Source organism: Amycolatopsis sp. (genome assembly GCF_035276945.1).
Classification (GTDB): Bacteria; Actinomycetota; Actinomycetes; order Mycobacteriales; family Pseudonocardiaceae; genus Amycolatopsis_E.
The window spans coordinates 1-11588 of sequence record NZ_DATELF010000173.1; the positions used below are offsets into that span (position 1 = coordinate 1).

At 71.1% G+C, this 11588-nt stretch carries 10 protein-coding genes; 6 read left to right on the forward strand and 4 right to left on the reverse strand.

Annotated elements, in window-relative coordinates:
• Both VJT49_RS31495 and VJT49_RS31500 read left to right on the forward strand, forming a co-directional pair.
• The coding region (locus tag VJT49_RS31495) for a ribonuclease J (RefSeq protein ID WP_324168615.1) at positions 1-1275 on the forward strand (1275 nt) is incomplete at its 5' end.
• Between the two features lie 149 nt (positions 1276-1424).
• Positions 1425-3089, forward strand: coding sequence for a substrate-binding and VWA domain-containing protein (locus VJT49_RS31500; RefSeq protein WP_324168616.1), 1665 nt, complete (start codon positions 1425-1427; stop codon positions 3087-3089).
• Here VJT49_RS31500 and VJT49_RS31505 read toward each other — a convergent pair.
• Genes VJT49_RS31505 through VJT49_RS31515 form a run of 3 tightly spaced genes read right to left on the reverse strand, consistent with a single transcriptional unit; the run spans position 3067 to position 5576 of the window.
• Positions 3067-4011, reverse strand: coding sequence for an EamA family transporter (locus VJT49_RS31505; protein ID WP_324168617.1), 945 nt, complete (start codon positions 4009-4011; stop codon positions 3067-3069). The genes VJT49_RS31500 and VJT49_RS31505 overlap by 23 nt on opposite strands.
• Positions 4012-4052: 41 nt before the next feature.
• The gene (wrbA, locus tag VJT49_RS31510) at positions 4053-4664 is read right to left on the reverse strand and encodes an NAD(P)H:quinone oxidoreductase (RefSeq protein WP_324168618.1); all 612 of its coding nucleotides are present in this window, start codon (positions 4662-4664) and stop codon (positions 4053-4055) included.
• A gap of 48 nt (positions 4665-4712) precedes the next feature.
• A complete protein-coding gene (locus tag VJT49_RS31515; RefSeq protein ID WP_414636126.1) occupies positions 4713-5576 on the reverse strand; it encodes a lysophospholipid acyltransferase family protein in 864 nt (287 codons plus the stop codon).
• 94 nt (positions 5577-5670) lie between these two features.
• On the opposite strand from VJT49_RS31515, the gene VJT49_RS31520 reads away from it, so the two are divergent.
• Positions 5671-8163, forward strand: coding sequence for a DNA translocase FtsK (locus VJT49_RS31520; protein ID WP_324168619.1), 2493 nt, complete (start codon positions 5671-5673; stop codon positions 8161-8163).
• Positions 8164-8517: 354 nt separating this feature from the next.
• On the opposite strand, the gene VJT49_RS31525 is transcribed toward VJT49_RS31520, so the two are convergent.
• Complete coding sequence (locus tag VJT49_RS31525) at positions 8518-9030, reverse strand: amino-acid N-acetyltransferase (RefSeq protein WP_324168620.1); 513 nt, start codon at positions 9028-9030, stop codon at positions 8518-8520.
• A 151-nt stretch (positions 9031-9181) separates the two neighbouring features.
• Between VJT49_RS31525 and rimO the strand changes: the two genes are divergently transcribed.
• From rimO to VJT49_RS31540, 3 genes are all read left to right on the forward strand, one after another.
• Positions 9182-10594: a 30S ribosomal protein S12 methylthiotransferase RimO gene (rimO, locus tag VJT49_RS31530; protein ID WP_324168621.1), complete on the forward strand. Its 1413-nt coding sequence runs from the start codon at positions 9182-9184 to the stop codon at positions 10592-10594.
• Positions 10591-11211 (forward strand): CDP-diacylglycerol--glycerol-3-phosphate 3-phosphatidyltransferase, encoded by a 621-nt coding sequence (gene pgsA, locus VJT49_RS31535; protein ID WP_324168622.1) that lies wholly within the window; start codon positions 10591-10593, stop codon positions 11209-11211. Before rimO ends, pgsA begins: the two co-directional genes overlap by 4 nt.
• A gap of 169 nt (positions 11212-11380) precedes the next feature.
• On the forward strand, positions 11381-11588 hold a 208-nt coding region (locus tag VJT49_RS31540), incomplete at its 3' end, for a helix-turn-helix transcriptional regulator (RefSeq protein WP_324168623.1).

An 11588-nucleotide genomic window follows, 5' to 3' on the forward strand; every position in this document is an offset into this window, starting at 1 on the left:
TTCGGCCCGTTCAACTGTGAATTCCTGGCGGTGAACCACTCGATCCCGGATGCGCTCGCGGTCGGGATCCGGACCAGGGCCGGCCTGGTCCTGCACACCGGCGACTTCAAGATGGACCAGTTGCCGCTCGACGGACGGCTCACCGACCTGCGCGAGTTCGCCCGCCTCGGCGAGGAGGGCGTCGACCTCTTCATGGTCGATTCCACCAACGCGGATGTCCCGGGCTTCACGCCGCTCGAGCGCTCGATCGGCCCGGTCCTCGACCAGGTGATCGGCAAGGCGCCGCGCCGCGTCATCGTCGCGAGCTTCTCGAGCCACGTGCACCGCGTGCAGCAGGTGCTCGACGCGGCGCAGAAGCACGGGCGGCGGGTCGCGTTCGTGGGGCGGTCGATGGTGCGCAACATGGGCATCGCGGCCGAGCTGGGCCTGCTCAACATCCCGGGCGGCCTGCTGATCGACCTCGACGAGGCGGTCAACCTGCCGGAGACCAAGGTGCTGTTCGTCTCCACCGGCTCCCAGGGCGAGCCGCTTTCGGCGCTGTCCAGGATGGCCCGCGGCGAGCACCGGCAGATCTCCATCCGCGCCGGCGACACCGTGGTGCTCGCCAGCTCGCTCATCCCGGGCAACGAGACCGCGGTGTTCGGCGTGGTCAACGGCCTCGTCCGGCTGGGCGCCAACGTGGTGCACCAGGGCAACGCGAAGGTGCACGTGTCCGGGCACGCCTCGGCGGGCGAACTGCTGTTCCTGTACAACGCGATCCGGCCGAGCAACGTCATGCCGGTGCACGGCGAGTGGCGGCATCTGCGGGCCAACGGCGCCCTGGCCGTGCGGACCGGGGTCGCCCCGGAGAACGTGGTGCTGGCCGAGGACGGCGTCGTGGTCGATCTGGTGGACGGGCGCGCCCGCGCCACCGGGCGGGTCGAGGTCGGGCACGTGTACGTGGACGGGCTCTCCGTGGGCGATGTCGGCGAGTCGACGCTGTCCGACCGGCTGATCCTCGGCGAAGGCGGGTTCATCGCGATCACCGTCGTGGTCGACTCGACCACCGGCCGGGCGGTGAGCACGCCGACGGTGTCCGGCCGTGGGTTCTCCGACGACCCCAAGGCGCTCGACGCCGTGGTTCCGCTGGTCGAGATGGAGCTGTCGCGCACCGAGATCGAGGGCATCACCGACAACCACCGGATCGCCCAGTTCGTACGGCGTGTGGTGGGCCGGTGGGTCGCGGAAACCTACCGCCGGCGGCCGATGATCGTCCCGACGGTGATACCCGTTTAGCGCCGTCCGGACCAGTAGCCACCCCGCCTTCCGGGGGAAACGACGAGTCGGCTTTGCCTCTAACCTGAACTCCGTCATGGCGACGTACGTGATGACGTCAACACCGCCCACACCAGGGCGCACGTACCGACCAGCAGGAGGCGATCCCGGTGGGGCGACACGAGCCGCCCGCATGCGGACGACCGCGTATCCCGTTCATCGTCGCCGGAATGGTGGTCGTGCTCGGCGCGGCCACGCTGGTCGCGGTCAGGCTGACGGCCGGTTCCCCGGGCTGCGACCAGCCCACCGTCGTCCGGGTGGCGGCGGCCCCGGGGATCGCGTCCGTGGTCAACCAGGTCGGGCGAAAGGTCGCGGGGCCCGACGGGTGCTACCGGTTCGACGTGGACGACCGCGACCCCGGGGCGATCGAGGAGTCACTGGGCATCTCCGACGGCAGCCCGCGCCCGGACGTCTGGATCCCGGAATCCACGCTGCGGCTGCGGCGGGCCAACGCGGCCGGCGCCACCGATGTGCCGGCATCCGGCTCTTCCGTCGCCAATTCGCCCGTGGTGCTCGCGGTGACCGAGCAGGCGGCCACCGGCCTCGGCTGGCCCGCCAGAAGGCCGGACTGGTCCGACGTCCTCCGTGGCCCCGGGATCACTCTCGGCGTCCCCGATCCCGGCCGGGATCCGGTGGGCGTGGCCGCGCTGATCGGCGTGCAGGACGCCGTCGGCGGGAACGGGGGCGCCGTCTACACCGCCGCGCTGCGCCGCCTGTCGCAGAACACCCTGCCCGCGGTCGACGACCTTTATTCGCGGCTGCCGGGCGCGGGCGGCTCGAAACAGCCGATCAGCGGGTTCCCGGCCTCGGAGAACTCCTTGTTGCGGCACAACGTGCGCGACAGCGTCGCGGGCGGGCAGGGCAGTCTGGTCGCGGTGTACCCGCCCAAGCCGATCCCGTCGCTGGACTACCCGTTCGCGGTGCTGGCGGGTGCCGGGAAACCCCAGCAGGACGCCGCCGACAAGCTGTTGCGCGCACTGCTCGACCCGGGTGGCCAGGCCGCGCTCGCGGACGCGGGATTCCGCACCCCCGACGGGCGTTCGCTGCGGAACCGCTCGCAGGACGAGCACGTGTCGGTGGTGACGCAGACGCTTGCGCAACTGCCTTCGGCCAGTGGCCTGGACAACCTGCTCAACCAGTGGGCCAGGGTGAACCAGACCTCGCGGGCGCGGGTGCTGATCGACGTGTCCGGCTCGATGAACGAGATCGTGCCCAACTCCGGGGGCAAGTCACGGATGGCCGTCACCCTGGAGGCGGCCACGAAGGGGCTCACCCTGTTCAAGCCGGCCTCGGAACTGTCCGTCTGGACGTTCTCCACCATGCTCGACGGCGACCGGGACTATCGCGAGGTCCTTCCCATGGCGCTTGTCGGCGACCTGGTGACCCGTGGCGCGACGGACAAGATCAGGGCGATCCGGGCGACGACCAACGGGCAGACCGGCCTCTACGACACCGTGCTGGCGGCCTACCGGCAGGCGCGGGAGGAGTGGGAGGCGGGCAGGCTCAACCTGGTGATCGTGATGACCGACGGGCAGAACCAGGATCCCCAGGGCATCTCCCTCGACCAGTTGCGCGCCGAACTGGCCAAGCTGACCGACCCCGGGCGGCCGGTGCCGATCATCGGCATCGGGATCGGCCCGGACATCAACCAGGCCGAGCTGACCGCGATCACCGACCCGACCGGGGGCCGGACCTTCGTGGCACCGGATCCGACGAAGATCACCGACGTCTTCTACGGTGCGCTCGCGGCCCTCAGTAACGCCGGGGGGAGTTGAGCTGCACGAGCAGTGCGCCGGCGAGGAGGATGGCGGCGCCGAGCGCCTGGATCCACGCGAGTGTTTCGCCGAGCAGCGCCCAGGCGGTCACGGTGGCGATCAGCGGTTCGAGCAACCCGAGCACCGAGGCCACCGACGCGGGGAGGTGGCGCAGCGCGGCGAGACCGACGATGTAGGCCAGTGCAGTGGACAGCAGCGCCACCGCGACCATCAGCAGCCAGACCGGCGGGTGCCAGGGACCGAACCGGGCCGGCGCGGACAGCAGCGCACCGGGCCAGGTCCACGGTGGGGCGAGGGCGCAGACCGCGACCGCCCCGATGATCATGCCCCAGGTCACCATGCCGAGCGGTTGGCGCGTGCTCACCCCGTGCTCGCCGAGCAAGAAGTACCCCGCCGAGCACACCGCCGAGCCGGCGGCGGCCAGCAGCCCCACCGCGTCGAGCCTCAACCCGGTCCATACCTGGGCGACCATGCCCAGGCCGAGCATGGCCAGCGCGATGCCCAGCCACAACACCCGGGGCAGGCGCGTCTTGCGGACGAACCGCGTCCACAGCGCGATCAGCACGGGCGAGGTGAACTCGATCAGGATCGCGATCCCCACCGGCAGCCGGCCCGCCGCGACGAAGTAACACAGCTGCACCCCGGCCACGCCGCACAGCCCGTATCCCACCAGGAGCGGCCATTCGTCCCGGCGCACCCGCAGCAGGCCCGGCCGGAACAGCCCGGCACCGGCCGCCAGCGCCAGCGCGGCCAGGCCGATCCTCGCCGAGGCGACCTGTTGTGGCGAAAGCCCCGCCAGCATGGCCGGTTTGGCGATGGTGCCAGAGCTTCCGAAGAACACCGACGCGACCAGGATCAGCGTCACCCCGCGGCCCCGCTGCGGGACGAAGACCGGTGCGCGCGACGAGACCTCGGTAACCACCGACTCAGCTTAGGTGGGCACCGGGGAACCTCCCAACCGGTTTACCTCGCACGCAGGCCGTCGGCGACATAGCCGGCGACTCGCGCGAGCCGCGTGCCTTGCAGGCGCAGCGCCCCCAGCGCTTCCTTGTCCGGTTCCGCGGACTTGCGCGACACGAACGAGCCGCCGTAGGGGTTGCCCGTCTCCCTCAGGTGCGGGTCGGCGTAGCCGAGTGGGAGGACGATCGCGCCCCAGTGGTAGAAGACGTTGTTGATCGCCAGCACGGTCGACTCCAGCCCGCCGTGCGCGGTGGACGCCGTGGTGAACGAGGTGGCCACCTTGTCGGCCAGCTTCCCCTTGGCCCACAAGCCACCCGTGGTGTCCAAATAGGACTTGAGCTGGGCGGCGGGGCCACCGAAGCGGGTCGGGCTGCCGACCGCGACCCCATCGGCCCAGTCCAGGTCGTCCAGACCGGCCAGTTCGGCGTGCGGACCGGAATCGACGTAGGCCTGCCAGCGCGGATTGGTCGCGATCGCCTCGGGCGGCGCGGTTTCGGCGACCGTGCGCAGCCTGACCTCGGCGCCGGCCTCGCGTGCGCCCTCGGCCAGTGACGCCGCGAGCTTCCTTGTGTTGCCCGTGGAGCTGTAGTAGACGACGAGAATGCGGGTGTTCACGGCGCCACAATAGGTGGCGTCACCGTGCCGTTCCGCATTCTGGGAGCTTCAAGGGCGCCACGGACTGACCGTGTCGGTGGGCCGCGTCGGGTCGTGGAACCGGGGCGCACCGGGTTCGGCGGTGCGCAACGGCACCAGTCCGTCGGTGATCGCGCGCATGATCTCGGCGTGCGCCCGGAACGCCGCGCCCGGCCGCCGCGCGTCGATCCCGGACAGATCCACCGGATTCCCGAAATGCACGCGGAAGGTCGGGCGGCGCAGCGGCGCGGTCAGACCGGAGCGCGCCAGCGGCACCAGATCCGCCGGTCCCTCGACCCGCTCGGTGCCCCAGTAGACCGCCTCGTGCGCACCCCACTGGCTGATCGGGACCACCGGCACGTCCGCCGCCAGCGCCAGCCGCGCCGCGCCCGTCTTGCCGCGTTCCGGCCACAGCCCGGGATCGTGGCTGATCCTGCCCTCGGGGTAGACGAGGATCGGGCTCGTCGTGGTACGCATCGCTTCGACCGCCTGCGCGAACTGCTCGACCGCGGTGGCCTTGCCGCGGTCGATCCGCAGGTGCCCGCTCGCCCGCAGTGCCGGCCCGATCACCGGGGCGTCCAGGATGCCGCCGGCGAGCATGAACCGGGGCATGAAGCCGATCTTCCGGCAGGCCGCGATCAGCACGAACGGGTCGAACACGCCGATGTGGTTGGCCGTCAGCAGCAGTGGCCGCCCCCGCAGCGCGGCGGGGATCCCCCCGGTCACCTTCAGCCGCCCGGCCACGTTGACGAGACCGCTGTCCATCCACGAGATCGCCCGCCAGACCGCGGGCGGCCTGCGGCGCGGGTCGGCATCAGCGGCACGCGACGCCTCCGTTGAGGGTGGCGGTGGGTGAGGGGCCCGCCCGTTTTCGTCGTGGTGCGGCGCGAACATGGGCAGAGCATGGCAGAGACCGTTGGAAAACCTGCACAGGGTGACCCCGTGTGGCATCTGGGGCTGATGTGGCGTTAGCGGTTACCGTAGAGGCATGGCGAGCGGTTCGGCGACCACGAGGAGAAACGCGACGAAACGGAGCGGCGGCAAGAGCCCGGCGCGCAGGTCGCGCGGGGCGGCCAAGCCACGTTCGGGCTCGACGCGCGCACCCGCCCGCCGTTCGCCGGGCACTTTCGGCAAGGCCGTGCGGGGCGGCTGGAACCTGCTCGCCAAAGCGCTCGGTGGTCTGGTCCGCACGGTGGGCCGCGGCCGTGAGCTCGAGCCCGAGCACCGCCGCGACGGGCTGGCGCTGACCCTGATCGCGCTGGCCGTGGTGATCGCGGCCGGCGTCTGGTGGCGCGGGGCGGGTCCGGTCGGACACTACGTCGAGCTGGCCGCGCGCACCGTTTTCGGTGCCGCCTCGGTGGTTCTGCCACTCGCGCTGCTGGTCACGGCCATCGCGCTGATGCGGACCGAACCCCGGCCGGAGATCCGGCCGAGGATGGTCATCGGCACCCTGCTGGTCACCTTCGCCCTGGTCGGCCTGCTGGACCTGATCAACCGGACGCCGGTGGCCAACGACGACCGGATGTACGCGGGCGGCGTGCTCGGCATGCTGTCCGGCCGGTTGCTGGCCATGGGCGTGACCTCGTGGGTCGCCGCGCCGTTGCTGATCCTCGCCCTCCTTTACGGGGTGCTGGTGTTCACCGGCACCCGGGTCCGGGACATCCCGCGGCGGCTGCGGGAATGGGGGCTCGACCCCGAAGAGATCGAGGCCATGCGGGAGGAGGCCGCCGAGCGCCCCGCCGATCCCGGGCCCGACGCGGTCACCGAAGCCGATCCCAAGTCCGCGCGGCTGCGCAAGCCGTCCCGGCGCCGGCAGGCCAGCGGCGCGGGGGAGCAACTGGACATCGAGTCGGCGCTGGCCGAACCACCCACCCCCGTCCGGCCGCCGAAACCGAAGCCCAAGCCGGAAGAGGTGCCGGAGAAGAAGCCAAGAAAGACAGAGCAGGCCGATCCTCCACTCGCGGTCACCCGGACCGTCGAGGGCGACTACCAGCTCCCGTCGCCGGAACTGCTCCAGCTCGGGGACGCGCCGAAGACCCGCAGCAGGGCCAACGACGCCATGATCGAGGCGATCACCGGCGTGCTCGAACAGTTCAATGTGGACGCTCAGGTCACCGGGTTCACCCGCGGCCCCACGGTGACCCGGTACGAGGTCGAGCTCGGCCCTGGCGTGAAGGTCGAGAAGATCACCGCGCTGACCAAGAACATCGCCTATGCCGTGGCCACCGACAACGTGCGGCTGCTCGCACCCATCCCCGGCAAGTCCGCGGTGGGCATCGAGGTGCCCAACTCCGACCGCGAGATGGTCCGGCTCGGCGACGTGCTGCGTTCGCCGAAGGCCGCCAAGGACAACCACCCGATGGTCATCGGGCTGGGCAAGGACATCGAAGGCCATTTCGTCACCGCGAACCTGACGAAGATGCCGCACCTGCTGGTCGCCGGGTCCACCGGCTCCGGTAAGTCGAGTTTCGTCAACTCGATGCTGGTCTCGCTGCTGGCGCGGGCGACCCCGGACGAGTGCCGGATGATCCTGATCGACCCCAAGATGGTCGAGCTGACCCCGTACGAGGGCATCCCGCACCTGATCACGCCCATCATCACCCAGCCGAAGAAGGCCGCCGCCGCGCTGGCCTGGCTGGTCGAGGAGATGGAGCAGCGCTACCAGGACATGCAGGCCAACCGGGTCCGGCACATCGACGACTTCAACAAGAAGGTGCGCTCCGGCGAGATCACCGCCCCGCCGGGCAGTGAACGCGAGTACCGGCCGTACCCCTACATCATGGCGATCGTCGACGAACTCGCCGACCTGATGATGACCGCGCCCCGCGACGTCGAGGACGCCATCGTCCGCATCACCCAGAAGGCCCGCGCCGCGGGCATCCACCTGGTCCTGGCCACCCAGCGGCCCTCGGTGGACGTGGTGACCGGCCTGATCAAGACGAACGTGCCGTCTCGGCTGGCCTTCGCGACCTCGTCGCTGACCGACTCACGGGTCATCCTCGACCAGCCCGGCGCCGAAAAGCTGATCGGCATGGGCGACGGCCTGTACCTGCCGATGGGAGCCGGCAAGCCGGTCCGTATCCAGGGTGCCTACGTCGGCGACGAGGAGATCGCCGCGATCGTCAACTTCGCCAAGGAACAGGCGCAGCCGGACTACACCGACGGCGTCACCGCGGCCAAGCCCGGCGAGGCCAAGGAGATCGACCCGGACATCGGCGACGACCTCGACGTCCTGCTCCAGGCGGCCGAACTGGTGGTCACCTCGCAGTTCGGCTCCACCTCGATGCTCCAGCGCAAGCTCCGGGTCGGCTTCGCCAAGGCCGGCCGGCTCATGGACCTGCTGGAAAGCAGGGGAGTGGTCGGCCCGTCCGAGGGCTCGAAGGCCCGCGACGTCCTCGTCAAGCCCGAAGAACTGGACTCCATCCTGTATTTGATCCGCGGCGGCACCCCACCCCCCACCGACGACCCCGACGACGCCTGACCCGCCCCTGCGCGAGCCGGGCTTTCGCGTCGCGCGAGTCGGGCTTTGGTGTCGCGCGAGTCGGGCTTTGGTGTCGCGCGAGTCGGGGTTTCGCGTCGCGCGAGTCGGGCTTTCGCGTGGGGTGAGTCGGGGTTTCGCGTGGGGTGAGTCGGGCTTTGGTGTCGGGTGAGTCCGGCGAAGTCCTTGGCCTCCCGAGGACGTCGCCCGATATGCGGCTGAGCTGCGTGACCAGTCGAGCGGGGCATGTGAGGATCGCGTGAATGCGGAACTCCGGCGACGCGAATGTGGAACTCGGGCGCGCGAAATGGGGGACTCGCGGAATCGCGGGTGGGCGGGCGAGAGGGCGGGGGACCCTTAGAGTTCGAGCAGCATGCGGGTGTTGCCGAGGGTGTTCGGCTTCGCGTAGGGGAGTTCGAGGAACTCGGCGACACCGGGATCGACGGACCGCCGCATCTCCTCGTAGACCCCCTGGGGCACGGGCGTGCCCTGGATCTCGCGGAAGCCGTGCGCGCCGAAGAAGTGCGTCTCGAAGGTGAGTACGAAGACGCGCCGGAGGCCCAGCTCCCTCGCCAACTCGACGAGCGTCCCGACAAGCGTGTGCCCGATGCCCTGGCCGCGTGCCGCCTTGTCGACCGCGACCGTGCGGATCTCGGCCAGGTCCTCCCAGAGGACGTGCAGCGCACCACAGCCGACAACGTCGCCGCCGGAGTCGGCGACCCAGAACTCCTGCACGTCTTCGTACAGGGTTACGAGTTCCTTCTCCAGCAGCACCCGCCCGGCGTCCGCGTCGACCAGCGCCTTGATCTTGCGCACATCGGCGATGCGGGCGCGGCGGATTTCGACCTGGCCCGGGGGATCGTGCTGCACCGCACGACCGTATCCGTGCCGTACCCGGGCTGTCGCCGCGGGTTCCGCCGGGGCCCGGAGCCGACCCGGAGCCGACCCGGAGGCGGACCGGGCACGACGAGCCGACCCTGCTGACGCTCGCCGGCATCCCCGGCCAGCTACCCTGAGTATTGTGTCTTCCCCCCGCCGCGTGTCCCTGCTGACCCTGGGCTGTGCCCGCAACGAGGTCGACTCCGAGGAACTGGCCGGTCGGCTGGCCGCCGGTGGCTGGGAGCTGTCCGGCGATCCGGAATCCTCCGACGTCGTCGTGGTGAACACCTGCGGCTTCGTCGAGTCGGCGAAGAAGGATTCGGTGGACACCCTGCTGGCCGCAGCCGACACCGGCGCGAAGGTGGTCGCCGTCGGGTGCATGGCCGAACGGTACGGCGCGGAGCTGGCGGAGAGCCTGCCCGAGGCCGACGCGGTGCTGGGCTTCGACCACTACCCGGATCTGGCCGAACGGCTCGGCGAGATCGTCGCCGGGCACAAGGTGGCCTCGCACACGCCCGCCGACCGGCGCACCCTGCTGCCGATCACCCCGGTCGAGCGCCCGGCCGCGGTGGCGGACGTCACGGTGCCCGGGCACGGGGGCTGGGGGCCGCGCGTGCTCCGCACCCGGCTGGACTCGTCCCCGGTGGCCGCGCTGAAGATCGCCTCCGGTTGCGACCGCCGCTGCTCCTTCTGCGCGATCCCGTCGTTCCGTGGCTCGTTCGTCTCGCGCCACCCCGACGAGATCCTCGCCGAGGCGGCCTGGCTGGCCGGCCACGGCGTCAAGGAGCTGTTCCTGGTCAGCGAGAATTCCACGTCCTACGGCAAGGATCTCCGTCGTGAGCACGGTGACATCAGTGGCACCCGGGCGCTGGAGCGGCTGCTTCCGCGGCTGGCCGAGGTGGAGGGCATCGCGCGGGTCCGCGTGTCCTACCTCCAGCCCGCCGAGACGCGCCCGGATCTGGTCCGGGTCATCGCGACGACGCCGGGCGTGGCCGACTACTTCGACCTGTCGTTCCAGCATTCGAGCGAGACCGTGCTGCGCCGGATGCGGCGGTTCGGTTCCACGGACTCGTTCCTCGCGCTGATCGAGCAGATCCGCGGGTTCGCGCCGGCGGCGGGCATCCGCACCAACGTGATCGTCGGCTTCCCCGGGGAGACCGAGGCCGACGTGGACGAGCTCGAACGCTTCCTGACCGGCGCGAGGCTCGACGCGGTCGGCGTGTTCGGCTATTCCGACGAGGACGGCACGGAGGCCGAAGGGTTCGACGGCAAGCTGGACGAAGAGGTGATCGCGAAACGCGTCGCCCGCGTCTCCGCGCTCGTCGAGGAGCTCACCGCGCAGCGCGCCGAGGAGCGGATCGGCGACCTGGTCGACGTGCTCGTCGAAGACACGGAGGACGAGGTTTCGGGGCGGGCGGCCCACCAGGCCCCCGAGGTCGACGGCGCGTGCGTGCTGATCGACGTCGATGACGTGGAGGTCGGCCGGATCGTCCGCTGCCGCGTGGTGGACAGCGAGGGCGTCGACCTCATCGTGCGGCCGGACGCCGACAGATGAGCGAGCGCCCGGCCGGAAACCACGACCTGTCCGGTACCGAGGCCCGGCAGGTGGCGAAGGTGGTCCCAACGCTCAACGTGGCCAACCTGCTCACCCTGTCGCGGCTGGTGCTGGTGCCGGTGTTCGTGCTGGCGCTGTTCGCCGCGGACGGCCACGACCTGTGGTGGCGCGCGGTGGCGACCGCGCTGTTCGCGATCGCGTCGCTGACCGACCAGGTCGACGGCTGGGTCGCCCGCCGCTATGGCCTGATCACCGACTTCGGCAAGATCGCCGACCCGATCGCCGACAAGGCCCTCACCGGCGCCGCGCTGGTCGGGCTCTCACTGCTCGACGAGCTGGCGTGGTGGGTGACCATCACGATAGCCGCGCGCGAGATCGCCGTGACCCTGCTGCGGTTCTGGGTGCTGCGCCACGGCGTCATCCCGGCCAGCCGCGGCGGGAAGATCAAGACGGTGCTCCAGACGGTGGCGCTCGGCCTTGCGATCATGCCGCTGCCCGCGGTGCTCGACCCTGGCGTCGCGGTGCTCATGCTCGCCGCCGTGGTGGTCACCGTCCTCACGGGGATCGACTACCTGGTGCGCGCGCTGCGCCTCCGGTCCCGGGCCCGCGCCGGCTGAGGTCCCCCGGCTGAGTCCCCCGCCCCCGCGTTCGCTCTCGACGAACAGGCCGGCGTCCGCGTCGGCGTCGCCGGTCCGTCGATCTCGGTACGGTGGACGGACACGGTCGTCGGCCCCCGCTCGGGGGGTCGCCACGGGGACACCCACGACCGGTGCTGGGAGGTGCGGCATGGCGCTGCTGTTGCGCGAGGCCATCGGCGGGAGCATCCGGCGGGCCCGGACCGGGCGACGCCGCACGCTGCGGGACGTCTCGCGGGAGGCGCGGGTCAGCCTCGGCTACCTCTCGGAGATCGAGCGGGGACGCAAGGAGCCGTCGAGCGAGCTGCTCGCGGCCGTCTGCGAGGCCCTCGACCTGCCGCTGTCCGAGCTGCTCGACG

Coding starts and splice junctions, on each gene's coding strand:
- pgsA (WP_324168622.1), top strand. CDS start 10,591: ATGAGCGAGCGCCCGGCCGGAAACCACGACCTGTCCGGTACCGAGGCC.
- VJT49_RS31515 (WP_414636126.1), bottom strand. CDS start 5,576: ATGTTCGCGCCGCACCACGACGAAAACGGGCGGGCCCCTCACCCACCG.
- VJT49_RS31520 (WP_324168619.1), top strand. CDS start 5,671: ATGGCGAGCGGTTCGGCGACCACGAGGAGAAACGCGACGAAACGGAGC.